At 31.4% G+C, this 13,957-nt stretch carries 20 protein-coding genes and 2 pseudogenes; 1 reads left to right on the forward strand and 21 read right to left on the reverse strand.

Translation table 11 applies throughout. The annotated features are described in order from the left end of the window. Positions 1 to 208 precede the first annotated feature (208 nt). Positions 209 to 742: a hypothetical protein gene (locus ACQP6D_RS10545; protein ID WP_427858153.1), complete on the reverse strand. Its 534-nt coding sequence runs from the start codon at positions 740 to 742 to the stop codon at positions 209 to 211. 102 nt (positions 743 to 844) lie between these two features. Continuing rightward, entirely contained in the window at positions 845 to 1,360 is a 516-nt protein-coding gene (locus tag ACQP6D_RS10550; protein ID WP_427858154.1) for a hypothetical protein, read from the reverse strand. A gap of 578 nt (positions 1,361 to 1,938) precedes the next feature. Between ACQP6D_RS10550 and ACQP6D_RS10555 the strand changes: the two genes are divergently transcribed. Continuing rightward, positions 1,939 to 2,073 carry a hypothetical protein gene (locus tag ACQP6D_RS10555; RefSeq protein WP_427858155.1) on the forward strand — a complete coding sequence of 45 codons (135 nt, stop codon included), beginning with the start codon at positions 1,939 to 1,941 and terminating at the stop codon, positions 2,071 to 2,073. 245 nt (positions 2,074 to 2,318) lie between these two features. Here ACQP6D_RS10555 and ACQP6D_RS10560 read toward each other — a convergent pair. The 19 genes and pseudogenes from ACQP6D_RS10560 to ACQP6D_RS10650 all read right to left on the reverse strand — a co-directional run bounded on the left by ACQP6D_RS10560 (position 2,319) and on the right by ACQP6D_RS10650 (position 13,504). After that, positions 2,319 to 2,713, reverse strand: a pseudogene (locus ACQP6D_RS10560) (DUF4279 domain-containing protein). A 170-nt stretch (positions 2,714 to 2,883) separates the two neighbouring features. Next, positions 2,884 to 3,108 carry a hypothetical protein gene (locus ACQP6D_RS10565; protein ID WP_427858156.1) on the reverse strand — a complete coding sequence of 75 codons (225 nt, stop codon included), beginning with the start codon at positions 3,106 to 3,108 and terminating at the stop codon, positions 2,884 to 2,886. A 325-nt stretch (positions 3,109 to 3,433) separates the two neighbouring features. After that, the gene (locus ACQP6D_RS10570) at positions 3,434 to 3,604 is read right to left on the reverse strand and encodes a hypothetical protein (protein ID WP_427858157.1); all 171 of its coding nucleotides are present in this window, start codon (positions 3,602 to 3,604) and stop codon (positions 3,434 to 3,436) included. Positions 3,605 to 3,902: 298 nt separating this feature from the next. Continuing rightward, complete coding sequence (locus tag ACQP6D_RS10575) at positions 3,903 to 4,196, reverse strand: hypothetical protein (RefSeq protein WP_427858158.1); 294 nt, start codon at positions 4,194 to 4,196, stop codon at positions 3,903 to 3,905. A 171-nt stretch (positions 4,197 to 4,367) separates the two neighbouring features. Then, complete coding sequence (locus ACQP6D_RS10580) at positions 4,368 to 4,592, reverse strand: hypothetical protein (protein WP_427858159.1); 225 nt, start codon at positions 4,590 to 4,592, stop codon at positions 4,368 to 4,370. 70 nt (positions 4,593 to 4,662) lie between these two features. Then, positions 4,663 to 5,022, reverse strand: a complete 360-nt coding sequence (locus ACQP6D_RS10585) for a hypothetical protein (RefSeq protein ID WP_427858160.1) — start codon at positions 5,020 to 5,022, stop codon at positions 4,663 to 4,665. Between the two features lie 271 nt (positions 5,023 to 5,293). Beyond that, positions 5,294 to 5,542 carry a hypothetical protein gene (locus ACQP6D_RS10590; protein WP_427858161.1) on the reverse strand — a complete coding sequence of 83 codons (249 nt, stop codon included), beginning with the start codon at positions 5,540 to 5,542 and terminating at the stop codon, positions 5,294 to 5,296. 111 nt (positions 5,543 to 5,653) lie between these two features. Continuing rightward, positions 5,654 to 5,851, reverse strand: a pseudogene (locus ACQP6D_RS10595) (RHS repeat-associated core domain-containing protein); the annotation flags it as partial. A gap of 901 nt (positions 5,852 to 6,752) precedes the next feature. Then, positions 6,753 to 7,076, reverse strand: a complete 324-nt coding sequence (locus ACQP6D_RS10600) for a hypothetical protein (RefSeq protein WP_427858162.1) — start codon at positions 7,074 to 7,076, stop codon at positions 6,753 to 6,755. A 308-nt stretch (positions 7,077 to 7,384) separates the two neighbouring features. After that, positions 7,385 to 7,678 carry a YrhB domain-containing protein gene (locus ACQP6D_RS10605; RefSeq protein WP_427858163.1) on the reverse strand — a complete coding sequence of 98 codons (294 nt, stop codon included), beginning with the start codon at positions 7,676 to 7,678 and terminating at the stop codon, positions 7,385 to 7,387. A 13-nt stretch (positions 7,679 to 7,691) separates the two neighbouring features. After that, entirely contained in the window at positions 7,692 to 7,868 is a 177-nt protein-coding gene (locus ACQP6D_RS10610; protein WP_427858171.1) for a hypothetical protein, read from the reverse strand. A gap of 96 nt (positions 7,869 to 7,964) precedes the next feature. Then, a complete protein-coding gene (locus tag ACQP6D_RS10615; RefSeq protein ID WP_427858164.1) occupies positions 7,965 to 8,231 on the reverse strand; it encodes a hypothetical protein in 267 nt (88 codons plus the stop codon). Then, on the reverse strand, positions 8,232 to 9,392 hold the full coding sequence (locus tag ACQP6D_RS10620; RefSeq protein WP_427858165.1) for an RHS repeat domain-containing protein: 1,161 nt from the start codon (positions 9,390 to 9,392) through the stop codon (positions 8,232 to 8,234). Between the two features lie 393 nt (positions 9,393 to 9,785). Next, on the reverse strand, positions 9,786 to 10,637 hold the full coding sequence (locus ACQP6D_RS10625) for a hypothetical protein (protein WP_427858166.1): 852 nt from the start codon (positions 10,635 to 10,637) through the stop codon (positions 9,786 to 9,788). 1,097 nt (positions 10,638 to 11,734) lie between these two features. Then, the gene (locus ACQP6D_RS10630; protein ID WP_427858167.1) at positions 11,735 to 11,968 is read right to left on the reverse strand and encodes a hypothetical protein; all 234 of its coding nucleotides are present in this window, start codon (positions 11,966 to 11,968) and stop codon (positions 11,735 to 11,737) included. Between the two features lie 78 nt (positions 11,969 to 12,046). Further along, positions 12,047 to 12,592: a hypothetical protein gene (locus ACQP6D_RS10635; RefSeq protein ID WP_427858168.1), complete on the reverse strand. Its 546-nt coding sequence runs from the start codon at positions 12,590 to 12,592 to the stop codon at positions 12,047 to 12,049. Positions 12,593 to 12,646: 54 nt separating this feature from the next. Continuing rightward, on the reverse strand, positions 12,647 to 12,802 hold the full coding sequence (locus ACQP6D_RS10640) for a hypothetical protein (protein ID WP_427858169.1): 156 nt from the start codon (positions 12,800 to 12,802) through the stop codon (positions 12,647 to 12,649). A 54-nt stretch (positions 12,803 to 12,856) separates the two neighbouring features. Beyond that, on the reverse strand, positions 12,857 to 13,330 hold the full coding sequence (locus ACQP6D_RS10645) for an RHS repeat-associated core domain-containing protein (protein WP_427858172.1): 474 nt from the start codon (positions 13,328 to 13,330) through the stop codon (positions 12,857 to 12,859). A 9-nt stretch (positions 13,331 to 13,339) separates the two neighbouring features. Continuing rightward, positions 13,340 to 13,504 carry a hypothetical protein gene (locus tag ACQP6D_RS10650; RefSeq protein WP_427858170.1) on the reverse strand — a complete coding sequence of 55 codons (165 nt, stop codon included), beginning with the start codon at positions 13,502 to 13,504 and terminating at the stop codon, positions 13,340 to 13,342. Positions 13,505 to 13,957 lie beyond the last annotated feature (453 nt).

Genomic DNA, 13,957 nt, shown 5'->3' on the forward strand with positions numbered 1-13,957 from the left:
GTAGCTGAGGCTGGTCTGTTGTTTGCCTTCTCCCCACTTGATGAGTTGGTTAAGGTCGTTGTACTGCCACTCACCTGTAAGGTCGTTGTACTGCCACTCACCTGGTTGTTAGGCGCTACCGGTGCGATTGCCGATGGCATCGTAACTGTAGGATTCTACTCGTTGCGCTTAATTTTCTTGTTCCGGTTTGACTTGTGTCACAAATCAATTAATTTTCCAAATCATCCCCTTGATATAAAAACCAAGCTCGTTTACATTTTTCATAATCAGCTGTACTTTCCGCATCATTAAAACAATATTCTAAAAACATTTTTTTACTAATTTTTCTACTACAACGAATACAACTATAAACAAAATCAGGTGTACCAGCAAACATATGATATAAACCCCATTCATGCCTGTAATATACAAAATCAACATTTTCATTAGTTATAATTGTATGACAATATGAATAATTTAAATCACTAGAATTAATATTACTATTATTATTATTAAATTGTAATATTTCTTCCAATCCATCGTCATAGAATAAGTATTGATAATAACTATTAGACCCTAACCTATGAATTGCATCAGAAAGCCACTCAGCCTCTATTGAATATAGATAGCCTGCACAAGGCATAGCTACCCATCCTTTATCATTTATAAATTGCTTAGAAATTCCTTTATCTGAATTTAGTAAGTATTCAGAAAAATTAGCTTTATTCTCAAATAATGCTTTTCTTGAAATTAAATTACTCATTATTAGCCCCATTATTTATTTACTTACGCTTAATTAAAAATTATATATATATAAATCCTTGCCAAAAGGCAAAGATTAAATACTAAATAAAGCTAAATTAATTTATTGATATAAATCCCATATATATTTGCATTCTCGAAATTCTTTGGAATCTTTCATAAATTGATGATAGTACTCGTTATAAATTTCTTTACAATTTTGCTCACTACATTGAATGCAGCTATAAACAAAATCATAAGTTCCAGCAAATATATGATATAAATTATCTAAATTTTTATAATACATAAAATCAATATTTTTATTAGTTAGAATAACTCGTTTATCCAAAAAACCGTATTCGCTATCATAAATATTTTCTTGATTATTAATAATTTCTAAATATTCTATTTTATCATTATTTTCGATAATATATTGTTCATACTTTGTAAATCCAAATCTATGAATGGCATTAGACAACCATTCAGACTCAATAATTTCAAGATTTTCAGGAATAGGCATTGCTATCCAATTATTTTTATCAATAAAATCTTTTGAAATCACACAGTGCGTATTTAAAATACTTTGTATAAATTCAATTTTATCTTTATACAAAGATGTATTTTGATCACAAATGTTCATTACATATCCTTGTTAATATCTAATTTTTGTTACTAGTTTACCTTCAACTGGTCTTATTTCCATTGTGGATCTACCACTAGAGCGATTAGAACATATTAATACTATCCTGCCATCCTTAAGCAGACCATGTAAACATAAAACGTCATTTTCTCTACCTACATTTTTTGCATTGCCTGGATTTAAATTATCAAAATCTTTTTTGCATTTGCTCTCAACCAGATTTATTACGTTTATATTGTGTACTGAATCCTTTTGTTTTTGAACTAGGAATATAATCTTTAATAATATCCTTTAGAGCTTTATCTTGTTCATTATCATTATCTGGATTTGGAGGTGGAGCTACTCCAATAGTACTTATATTATTCTGGTCGTTTATATTAACTGTATCACTATCGCAGGATTTTGTATTATTTTATCACCTTCTCTGCTTTCCGTTAATGTAGGCAAAACATCTGTGCCTTTAATTTTTTCACGCATATTTTGATATAAACCATACCATGAATCAGTCACGAATTTTTACATGCTTGGGACACTACACATGCACTTATAATAGTGGTTTCTAATTCTGGATTTAATGCTTGAGCAAAATTCTCCAGTTCATTGTATTCGCTTTGGCTGGTGCGATTAGCGGCATTGGCTCGGATATTTTACTGACCCCACTACCTTTAGCGGCTGTGCTGGTTAACAGGATACTGTTGCCCACCGCAGGCTGATTCTGCTGTTGTTGTCGTAACTTTGCAAACTAACCTCTATCTGGATGAGCCGATGATCTTTGTCAGATATCAGATATTGAATATGCTTTAAACCATCATTAAGATGTTTATCTTTTGATTTATTTTCAGTTTCGGCAGAGTAGGTTCCAATATTTGCAGCAACTTTTCAACATAGCCTTAACCAATTGCCTTATTGTAAAAAATTGAGGCAATTAGTTTATTAATTTGTGATATATATAATATTTTTAATATGTATTGAAATCTATTTCAGCACTAATACTTGCTATAAATTTCAATACATCAGGTTTCAATCGCATTACTGGATATTCATTATTTCCTAAATGGATAACTACATCAAAAAGCATATCAATATTTAGCTCAGAACTGATTCGATTCAGAATATCTTCCTTACCTTGTATTAAATTAATTATTTTTTTAAATGAATATCAATATCGTCTAATTCTTCATAGCCTGTTTCAATGCACCATGTTGTTTCTACTGCTGACCGACTTTTTCTTGGAGGAATGATTCCTTTGATTGTTGTATTATTAGGAAGAATATTTAAAAGTTTCGTTATATAATTTGGGTCAAAATCTTCACCATAAATGAAAAAAGCCACTCTAACCGATGTCATTTCCATATCTAAACTCTCTTATAAATAATAACCTGTAGGTATACCATTTCCTTTAATTCCTTTTTTCTGAAAATCCACATTTATCCAGTTTTTTATCAACATATATATATCATAATATCTAATCTCTGCTCTGTCCCCTAAAAATTCCTATTTTATTCATTACCATCATAACCTAATTATTTCAAATAATTGTCATTAACATTTTTTAAATATTTTGGGTCATTATTCTGATTATCAGGATCTGGTGAACCTACTACCGTATTTTGAATATTTACATCACTTATTTCAATTTCTTTAGTATCATAGTCTTTCTTATCTTGACTTTTATTGTCACGTAGCGAAGGTAATGTGGGTATTGGATGAAGTAGTGTTCGAATATCCAAACTTATTAATGTTCCCACAAAATATCTGCAGGAAGGATTAATGGCACTGAGTCTTAATCAAGTTATAGCAATTTCATTTACTATCAAAAATACTAAACCAAACTCCCAGTTGGGTCACTTTATACCAGCGGATTCCCACCTACATATCCATAAGTTTTCATCTCCCGAGCCAACCCTATTGAGTCACTCTGGATATATCTTCCCGTTTTCGCGTCGTAATCCATGAGTAGTTGAATGAAAGACCAGTCTCTCCGTCGTAATACTGTCCCAGAAACCTCAGGTCCATGGTTATCTGGTTTACTCCATTTAGTCCGCTGTTGCCAAATGCATCGCTATTGATTTTCTAGCTTTGCTTTCTTGCATTATTTATCACCAGTTGTAGGGTGCCTAGATAATCTGATATTAGGTTGTGATAGCTGGTATTTTTTTGGGTTTGGCCTTCGTTTAGATTGGCCAGCCATAATGGTCTAGTGTCCCAATCGCTGGCTGGTGCCCAGCCGTACGCTACTTGCATCCGTCCTGTTGATCCAGTTGGGCTATTACTCCTGCGCTATTCTAGATGTAGTAAGAAGTTTAGCCATTTACGGTTTTGCTGATGCGCTGGTTGAATAGGTCGTATAGGTACCTGGCTATTTCTCCTTAAATAGTTATTTAAATTTATATAGTTAAAAATTTAAACATCTGCAAATAATAATAAATTTTAAAAAAAGCTTTAACTATTTAATCTTAGTTAAACCCCAAATATATTTTGGCGCTAATTTATTTATCCATAGCCTTATAGTTAATTTCAAATAAAATATAGTACATTTTTATTAATCCATATCATAAAAAAAATTTTCTAATGCTTCTTGTTCAGTATTAAACCATTTTAAATATGAAAGGCTAAATTCTTCTCTCACTAATTCGTAATAATTTCTTTTTTGGCTTACACAATCCTTTTCGAAATTAGCATCATTGTATAAATAATCTATTGATATTACAGCAAACTTATTATCTTTCAATCTTTCTAACAAGTTAGCTTTACATATATTATTACAATCATTATTACATTGATTTATTAATATACTGCTTTCTTTATATAAATTTAGTCCCATTTTCGAACCCATTTTCCCTTCTTTACTCTCATATTGGTATTAGCTCTGGAATTTTTGAAACTAGTATGTATTTCTCCATTTGATTTTGTTATTACAACTCTATCTCCTGAAACATGAACTGCATAACCTGTCTCACTATCTTTATATTTTTAACTTTTTTATAATTATTTATAAAGCTAATATTCATTTATTGTTTACATTTAACCCATAAATTTGATCAATTTTTTTTGTATACTCATCATAAAAATGTTCAAATTTTTCTTTATCAAGTAATCGTTTAAAAAGATACGTTCTTTTATAAACCTTAAATAAAATCTCTTTTGTAGTGTAATTATTTTGTTCATAGTCCTTTAGCTTTATTTCCCAATTTTTTAGAGTAAATAATTGAATCTTTTCTTCATCAGACAATTTATTCAATTTTTTAATTATTGCGGCCTCTTTCAACTGAGATTTTAAAGTATATTGGTAAATATTTTCGTTACTTAGTTTGTTTTTTTTCTAAAAACATTCTAAATTTTTCATTTCTTAAAATTCTAAAAACATGTTGAGCAATGCAATAGCGATGCGGTTTTTTCCAATCAATAGGTTTTTCTAACTGCATAAGATATTGCCGAATTTTAATGAACGATTCTTCTTTATTTTCATGATCTATATCATATATATGTAGATAGGAATAAACTTCAAAAGTATCCAACCTATAAACTACAGTAGTTATATTTCGAAAGTTATTCTTATTACTCTTTTCAACATTAATTATAAATGATTTAAAATAATCGTTTTCTGCCGGGCATACTCCAAGTAATTCAAAGTAATTTTGTTTTATTAAGTTATTAATCATAAACATTTTCTATATGCAAAATTATGTAACTATTTTACATGGTTTTAAGTTTTATAGTACATGGTTGTATATTTATATGATTCTATTTTCCAATTGATTAATCAGTGATAATTGATTATCTGCTTTTAAAATACCAAATTTCATAAAATGATATATATTCATATTAAGCAAATTTTATTTAAAAATATGGGATATTCTATAAAATTACTTAAACAAAAAGATAATTTCTATCAGATACTTTTTTTAACAACTTTTTCTTTCCTTGCAAGAATTAACACATTTTACAAAATTTAGATCTATGATCTTCAGTTAACATGGCTTTATGTGAACAATCCACTATACATTTATTTTTCACTTTCCAGCAGTGTTGTTCTTCAGTTTCTTCGCAATCTTTTTCAACGTCATCATTTGAACTAGAACATGAAATAAGTCTTGCTAGTTCGCCAGCAATACCGTTAAATCCACCAATTGCTATTGGCCCCATGGTTTCACCTACAATAGCTCCTGCTGCTCCTCCCATTGCAGCACCTGAAGAGCTCCACAACTAACAGCACATACTACTGGTAATACAATGGTACAACCAACTCCGCTTAACCTACCGCCTACTACCATGCCTAACGCACCACCGGCATCAGCATCTAATGAGTTCCTGTCTTAGTACAAATTCATGGCCTCTATCATAAGTTTTAGATTTATTCAGAACGCAATCCCAATAAGTTAATCCTAATATATCAATACATAGAAGCGGATTCCCACCTACATATCCATACGTGTTTATCCTCCAAGCCAACTCTATCGGGTCACTCTGGATATATCTCCCCGTCTTCGCTTCGTAATCCCTAAGTAGTTATATGCTAGTCCAGTCTCTTCGTCGTAATACTGTCCCCGAAACCCTCAGGTTCATAGTGATCTGGTTATTTGCTTCTATTTCGCTATAGTTGATTTCATTACTGTAAATGATTCAGCTTTTAATTCCATCACTCTTAAATAAAAAACCAAAATAAATATAATCTATTTTAGTTTTAAGAAGCTTGTCTAGTAAATTATTTATGATATTTTAGAATTTGCAAAATTAATTCAACTAATAACCACGGAATGCAACAATAATCTATAAAAACCCAAAGTTAGGAAGTTGTTTATATGGCTCAGCAAGTTCGATATACCAATAAATAATAATATCCCACCAATAAATCAACCATAGATTGAATTTTTATTTTTAAAAAAATATTATTATTAATACATATTAATCAATTTATACATGAAGTATACACACCAACTATTATGATAAATATTCAATAAAAATCTATATGGTAACACCAACAATCATCTATTTTAGTTCTAATTCCTTGATAAGTGGCTTCAGCAAAAATACTTTTACCTGCATCTAAAATTCAAGCAGGTATACCTGAAGCTATAGCAGGACCTCTACCCAATCCAATTCCTCATAAAGTACTAATTAAACTTCCAGATTTATATATTGAATAACAATAATTTACATTATATATATCATATCTATTTCTTATCCATCTAGTTAATCCAAAAAATAGTGAATCACAAAAGTTGCAGTACTATTATTAAATCTCTATGAAGGCTTCCAACACAAATTATTAGAAATAAATACACAAATATCATCCATTACAAACAATCCACATGGATCAGCATATATTAGTGTATTAGTATTTACTTAACCATATTGATTTATTTTACCTCTAATACTTAATGGGTCTGCCTCAATATAACCCCTTATTTGCGGATATAATATCTTGAAAAGTTATATATAGCGCACTTTCTTGATCATTGTATTGCACAGGCAAACGAAGATTTAAGGTAATCTGATTGTCTGAATTAAGTAGGGTACTACCAAAAGAATCTATAATACTTTTCCAAGTATCTTGTTCTTTTGAGTTTATTGGTAACTGTGGTGTCTTCAGATAATCAGTTATTAGATAATTATATTCTGCATTTTTCAAGTTCTGATCATTGTTCAAACAGGCATGCCACAAAGGGCTTGTTCCCCTGATACTATCCGGCATCCAGCCATAAGCAACCTGCATTCTTCTATTCTCATCAAATTTCGCTAAAAGTAATGAGATATTTAGTTTTAAACCGTGTTAATTGTCTTTTAAATTCAGATTGTATTTATCATTTCATTTAAATTATTTTAAAGTAGAAAAATTTGTATGTAAGAATTATTTCAAACTATAACAATTTGAGTTTTTAAGTTTTTTTAGCATATATTTTATATTTTTATATAAAATATAAAGCATTAAAATTTAATTTATAATTTTCAAAATAATGGGTATACTAAAAAATTCCAGTAAAACTGGAATTGGAATTTTAAAATATTATTTCAATAATTAATTTATTTGAAATTTGATTTTATATCATTTCTTTTTTTTTCTACATATTCCTCAAGATACTTTTCTATTGGATGAATCGTACCTGTTTCAATTATTACTCCACTATCTTTATCTATTATAATTGGAGAATTTCCAGCTAAAAGATATGAAGTATTACCTGTTTCTAAATACTCTCCAGATTGATAACAAAAAAACCATCCTTCAGAAAATCTATCTAGATAAGTAATCTCATATGTAGAATCCATTTCCGCTATATTTTTTTTTGCTAAATCTAAAGCTTGTTTGAAGGTAATCATTAATCAGTTCTCATCAATTAATAATGTTTATAACTGCTTGTAATTGCAGCACCACCTGTTGACCATCCACAAAATTTATACCACCTTTATGGTTCGCAACCTTAAATATATGTCCTACAGCACCAGACACATTATGCATATAGACAATACTTCTAGCTCCTGAACCTACTTCAGCAATTTCTTTAATTATATCATTTTGGTTCCTTTACTGGTTTAAATGATGTACAGAAGCAAGTCGGCCTGCTTACGTTGCATCAGTCGCTAGAGTAATTTAAGCAGTTCTGGGTTATATCTGGAAATAAATAATTTGGATAACATTCCGAACCAAGCCGGCTGATTTTTCTGAATTTGATAATTGCCTAGTTTCGTTTCCTGTTATTCTTGCTACTTTAGCAGAATTTTCTTTCTTGTATAAACCTATAATTGCGTGTGGCAGTGTAACTAAATTTTGTGCAATACCAACAAATGTACAATAACGATATGCATCTGAACATTTGTTTACACAGCCTATGTTATTTTTGTCTTTCAACCATTCTGTTAATCCTAGACTCATTTAGTCTCCAAATCCAGCAAGACAATTGACAAGTCCTTGAAAAGGCACCCAACCTGTTGTATCGTAAATAAATCCCCTTACATTATCCATACCAAATAATCCATATGGATCAGCATAAATTAGCGGATTTGCATTTGCATAACTATATTGGTTAATTCCACCTTGTATACCTAATGGGTCAGACTCAATGTACCGACCAATTTGAGGATTATAATATCTGGCAAAGTTATAATTTAACCCACTCTCTTGATCATAGTATTGCCCTGGGAACCGAAGATTTAAGGTAATCTGATTGTCAGAATTAAGTAGTGTATTACCAAATGAATCTGCAATACTCTTCCAAGTCTGTTGTCCTCTTGAGTTTATTGCTAACTGTGGCGTCCCCAGATAATCAGTTATTAGATAATTATATTCTGCATTTTTCAAGGTCTGATTATTGTTCAAACTGGCATGCCACAAAGGGCTTGTTCCCCTGATGCTATCCGGCATCCAACCATAAGCAACCTGCATTCTTCCATTTTGATCAAATTCTGCTATTAGGCCTTCGGCACTATATAAGTAATAGGTAATTTCTCCATTTACAGTTTTACTAATACGACGGCCAAACGGGTCATATTGATAATGTGCTTTTTCCGTTCCACCTTCGTAAATATTACTTAATTGATTGTTTTCATTGTATTGATAAATACGTTCTTTATCATTTACTACTTCTTTAATTAAATTTCCGTTTGCATCATAGCTGACTTCATGCTTTTGATTTGAAGTACTCCATAAAATAAGCTGACCATTGGTGTTGTATTGCCATTCACTAAGTTGCTGTAAACTGCCAATACGGTTATCAGTTAAATCATAAATATATGATTCTGCTTGTAATCCTTTCTGTTGCAAGCTTTGATCTAGATTAACCTGTGTCAAACGATTTAATGCATCGTATTGATAATTGATATTGCCTTCCTCAGTTTTACTCTGAAGAATATTGCCTGATTTAGCGTATTTGTAGTTACGCTGAAACAAAACTTTGTTGTCTGCATTAGTTACTCTAATATTCAATGGTTGCTGCAATGCACTAAAGGTTTTACTAGTTTTACTACCTGGAGCCAAAATACTTTCAGGCTGATTCCAGCGATAACTATCCCAGATTATTTTTTCTCCATTAGGCAACAAAGCTTCTTTTAATAATCCTTGTGTATAGGTATACTTAACTATATTTTCATCAGGATAAGTAATAGTGGGAGATTACCCACATCATAGCTATACTGCAATTCTTTAGTTATTATTTCGTTGTTGTTTTGATAGGTAACAGTTTCCTTAATTCTGCGACCAAGTTTGTCGAGCAAATAATTAAATTTTGTTTGCGTATCACCCTTCTTTATTACATTAATTAGCTGACCTAATGCATTATAACTATATTTCATACTTTTGCTTTAAATTAGCATTATCTTTAATAAAATGGCTTTCTTGAATCAGATTATCTGCTTTATCATAGTAATAATAAGTTTCATGTCGGTTATGTTACCAACAGCATCAATATATCCTGTTAACATACCTTTGAAATTATTTCAAATGTTCCAATATTTTTATAGAAGTATTTAATTCATCAAAAAGTCCCCATTTCTTTTTTATTTCATAGAGAACAGGTAGTAAGGCAACATTGCCTAAATACCCAGCTGCCTCCACCATTTCATCATAAACTATGTCTTTACTTAATTCTTTAATTAACACCTCAGTAACTCGTTTATCCTTCATTTTAGACAGCCCGATTATGGCTTCATATCGTACATCAAAATTATTTTCATTCAATAATAATACAAAGCAATTTCGAATTTCAGGTGTATCATATGCATTAACATTTACTGCAAAAGCAGCCCAATCCTTAACTTCACTGTGACTATCTTTTAACAACTTAATTAATAATGGTATTGAGGCCTTATTATCAAACATTGATAGTATAAAGGCTGTACTTTGTCTTACATTTACGGATTTATCTAAAATAGTATTTTCAGCGAGTGATATCAAAGAATCTGAAAAATTTTTTTTAGCCTCGTTACAACGACGCCCAAAAGAGACCACAGCATACGACCTTACTGTAGCTGATTTATCTGTCAGAGCTAAATCAGACAGTTTATCTATAACTTGTTTTTCTTCTTTAGTAGATAAGTGGATCTCTCCTAAAATAAAAGCAGCTAATGCTCTAGTCCTATAATTATTGCTAAAACAGTTTATTTGAGCAACTTTGATAACTCTACTACCACCTTTTAACAGTAATACTCTTGCAGCCTCTAAACTCAATTTAAAATTATTATGACCAAGTAAAGCAATTAATTTATCTTCAGGTAAAAATCTACATCTCTGCCAATATTTAAACTCAATATCTTCTTGTTTTCTACAATATGCAGATCTAGCCATCATCTATCCTTTTTTTACGCATTTTATCTTTACTTGCTCTTGAATGTCTACATCCCCATGCTTTTCAGTAGATTTGGCTTCTGATTTCGTTATTATACCTTCATCAATTAATTGTTTTAATACAACGCATCGGTCTGGTTTTTCTTTTCCATCTAGAAATTCAGCACTTTACCTTTCACTAACAAATTATGGATTTTAGTACAGTAATATTTTCTTCTGATTTTGTATATACATGTTTTGGAAAATATTAGAATTTTAATAAATGTTTTTGTGCTTTTAAAAGAGAATAATCTTTATTTAGGCATAGCAACTAAAACTATTATTTTTGCTCTTTTGCTTTAAAAAGCTAATCTCAATCCAAAAACACCAATCTTTATTAACCCAGCAACAAGTACGGAAAGAAACTGCTCAATCATGTCACTGTATAACAATATAATTTTACATAAATAACCCTATGCGTTTATCTTACCATTTAGTGAGATCGATCTTTCTGGATAGCTTTTCCCATTTTTTCGTCGTTATCCCTGAAGTAATTGTACGACAGGTTGTTTTCTTGGTCGTAATCCAGCCCCAGAAACCTTAGATTCATGGAAATTTGGTTACCCGCATTTAGTTTAATGTTACTGAATGCATTACTGTTAATTTTTAACTTTATTCGCCTGCACTGTTTATTGCTAGTTGTGGGGTGCCTAGACGGTCTGTTATTAGGTAGTGATAGCTGGCAATTTTTAGGGTTTGGCCTTAGTTTAAATTGGCCTGCCATAAGGGCCTCTGGTGCCCCAATCGCTGTCCGGTATCCAGCCGTTCGCTACTTGCATCTGTCCTGTCTGATCCAGTTCGGCTATTAGTCCTTCGCTGTTGTAGATGTAGTAGGTAGTTTTGCCATTTACGGTTTTGCTGATGCGCCGGCCAAATGGGTCGTATTGATAGCTGGCTATTTCTCCGCTGTCGTTGCTGACTTTACTTAGTCTCTCGGGGGCGTTGTAGCTAAAGTATTTACATTGAATTAAATATTCAAAAAATATCCCGCAATATAATAAATGGCGAGATAATTAAATTCAATTTTTAACTAAAATATACATGTATTTAAGCAATTCTTACTTTTTTCTTTTTAACAATTTAAAATTAGAATTTGGTTCAGAATAATGAATTAAACCGGCAACATCAGTATCTACCATTATTCCAGTTTTACATGTATCTATCCAAGATTCATAATCAAATTCAGGAAGATAATCTTTTGAATCAAAAGAGCATAATACTAAACCTGTCATTCCTCCTTCTAAACTAAGTTTATCTCCTGCCCTTATTTCATCACCATTCGGATAATTCATTTTAATTTCCTAATTAACAAAGTCTTATTAAAATAAAAAAGTTGACAGCAATCTAAGTTGTTATTTAATTTTAATAAATTATTTATTATTACAATAATTTTCAAAAAATTTATTTATTTTTAAATATTTGAACATAGAATTTAAAAACCATGTGGTTATGAATGCTAAAAAAGTAGCTAACGGTAGATAATCAAAAGTATATAATCTAGATTTTATTGGTATAATAGTTTCATTTACAATTTTATAAGTTGACCACACGGTTCTGTCAGGATCTTTAAGTACTGTTTCTATTTGATCCTCATTTTTTCCTTTAGTTATTGTATATGAAAAAGTAAGATAAGTTTCTCCATTAATATTCCATTTTTTTTCAGCACTATCTATGTCTGAGATAAACAATTTATCATTGGTTCGAATATTTTTAAGTTTACTCAGCTCTAGCGGAAAAAATGATTTATTTTCAAATACGACAATTGTGAAATCATCGTGCAATTTACCATTTTTAGCATATCTTGTATCATAGTATGAAATAAGTAATACAAAAAATTTTATAAATAAAAAAAATATAAAAAAATTTATTATATAAATACATATTTTTTTTATAATAGTATATAGTAGTTGCTTCACGCAATATCTCCGAATCTACTTGGATTATAAAAATATAATCCAAGTGACCTTTAATTATATCTTCACATTATACTTGCAATCACAAGTATTTATTGCTGGTTCTAATATTTCACGTAATGTCAAGCCTTCTCTTAACCAAAAGTAAGCAGCTTTAGCGGCATTTTGATGTCGCTCAATATCCATATTTTGCCTTGGTTTAACTCTATTCATAATATTCCAACTCATTTTACCTACGTTATATACCAAAATTGACATTCCAGGTATTCATCCATAACCATAAAATGATGATCTTAACATCCAATCAATGTCAACATCCCCTCCAATACTTGGATAAGGTCTATTTAAACCCAACATTGATTCTTGAAAACTGAAAGCATGATAATTTTTTGAGAATATTACGCAACGAGGACTTTTGCATTTATCGTCATATTCTATTAATTTTTTAAGCTCTTCACAACCTTTCTTGTCCATTTCTTTCAAATCTTTATTTTTTTTCATCAATCCAATTGAATCTCTAAATTCTATAGGATTTCCACCTACATATCCATACGTATTGATCCCCCCAGCTAACCCTATCGTGTCATTCTGGATATACCTTCCAGTCTTTGCGTCGTAATCTCTGAAGTAGTTATACGATAGTCCAGTCTCTTCGTCGTAATACTGTCCCGGAAACCTCAGGTTCATGGTGATTTGGTTATTTGCATCCAGTTCGCTGTTACCAAATGCATCACTGTTAATCTTCCAGCTCTATTCTCCTGCACTGTTTATTGCTAGTTGTGGGGTGCCCAGATGGTCTGTTATCAGGTAGTGATAGCTGGCATTTTTTAGGGTTTGGCCTTCGTTTAGATTCGCCTGCCATAAGGGGCTGGTGCCCCAATCGCTGTCTGGTTCCCACCCGTACGCTACTTGCATCCGTCCTGTTTGATCCAGTTCGGCTATTAGTCCTTCACTGCTGTAGATGTAGTAGGTGGTTTTGCCATTTACGGTTTTGCTGATGCGCCGGCCAAATGGGTCGTATTGATAGCTGGCTATTTCTCCGCTGTCGTTGCTGACTTTACTTAGTCTCTCGGCAGCGTTGTAGCTATAGTTGAGTTTTTTATTGGCGTTTTCTTCTGTCGCTAGCTGCCCGTTGATGGTGTAGCTTAGGCTGGTCTGTTGTTTGCCTTCCCCCCATTTGATGAGTTGGTTGAGGTCGTTGTACTGCCACTCACCTGGTTGTTGGGCGCTACCGGTGCGGTTGCCGATGGCATCGTAACTGTAGTGGCGTTCGAGTAGGGTTTGTCCTTTGTTGACAAGTTTGTTTTGTACTAGTCGCTGTAAGACATCATAGCTGTTAATTTGTTCAATTTGTTAGTAAATGAAATG

The sequence above is a fragment of the Snodgrassella sp. CS2 genome, from assembly GCF_050310315.1.
GTDB lineage: Bacteria > Pseudomonadota > Gammaproteobacteria > Burkholderiales > Neisseriaceae > Snodgrassella > Snodgrassella alvi_E.

Coding starts and splice junctions, on each gene's coding strand:
- ACQP6D_RS10545 (WP_427858153.1), bottom strand. CDS start 742: ATGAGTAATTTAATTTCAAGAAAAGCATTATTTGAGAATAAAGCTAAT.
- ACQP6D_RS10550 (WP_427858154.1), bottom strand. CDS start 1,360: ATGAACATTTGTGATCAAAATACATCTTTGTATAAAGATAAAATTGAA.
- ACQP6D_RS10570 (WP_427858157.1), bottom strand. CDS start 3,604: ATGCAAGTAGCGTACGGCTGGGCACCAGCCAGCGATTGGGACACTAGA.
- ACQP6D_RS10575 (WP_427858158.1), bottom strand. CDS start 4,196: ATGGGTTCGAAAATGGGACTAAATTTATATAAAGAAAGCAGTATATTA.
- ACQP6D_RS10585 (WP_427858160.1), bottom strand. CDS start 5,022: ATGATTAATAACTTAATAAAACAAAATTACTTTGAATTACTTGGAGTA.
- ACQP6D_RS10590 (WP_427858161.1), bottom strand. CDS start 5,542: ATGGGAGGAGCAGCAGGAGCTATTGTAGGTGAAACCATGGGGCCAATA.
- ACQP6D_RS10600 (WP_427858162.1), bottom strand. CDS start 7,076: ATGCAGGTTGCTTATGGCTGGATGCCGGATAGTATCAGGGGAACAAGC.
- ACQP6D_RS10605 (WP_427858163.1), bottom strand. CDS start 7,678: ATGATTACCTTCAAACAAGCTTTAGATTTAGCAAAAAAAAATATAGCG.
- ACQP6D_RS10615 (WP_427858164.1), bottom strand. CDS start 8,231: ATGAGTCTAGGATTAACAGAATGGTTGAAAGACAAAAATAACATAGGC.
- ACQP6D_RS10625 (WP_427858166.1), bottom strand. CDS start 10,637: ATGGCTAGATCTGCATATTGTAGAAAACAAGAAGATATTGAGTTTAAA.
- ACQP6D_RS10630 (WP_427858167.1), bottom strand. CDS start 11,968: ATGAATTATCCGAATGGTGATGAAATAAGGGCAGGAGATAAACTTAGT.
- ACQP6D_RS10640 (WP_427858169.1), bottom strand. CDS start 12,802: ATGAATAGAGTTAAACCAAGGCAAAATATGGATATTGAGCGACATCAA.
- ACQP6D_RS10650 (WP_427858170.1), bottom strand. CDS start 13,504: ATGCAAGTAGCGTACGGGTGGGAACCAGACAGCGATTGGGGCACCAGC.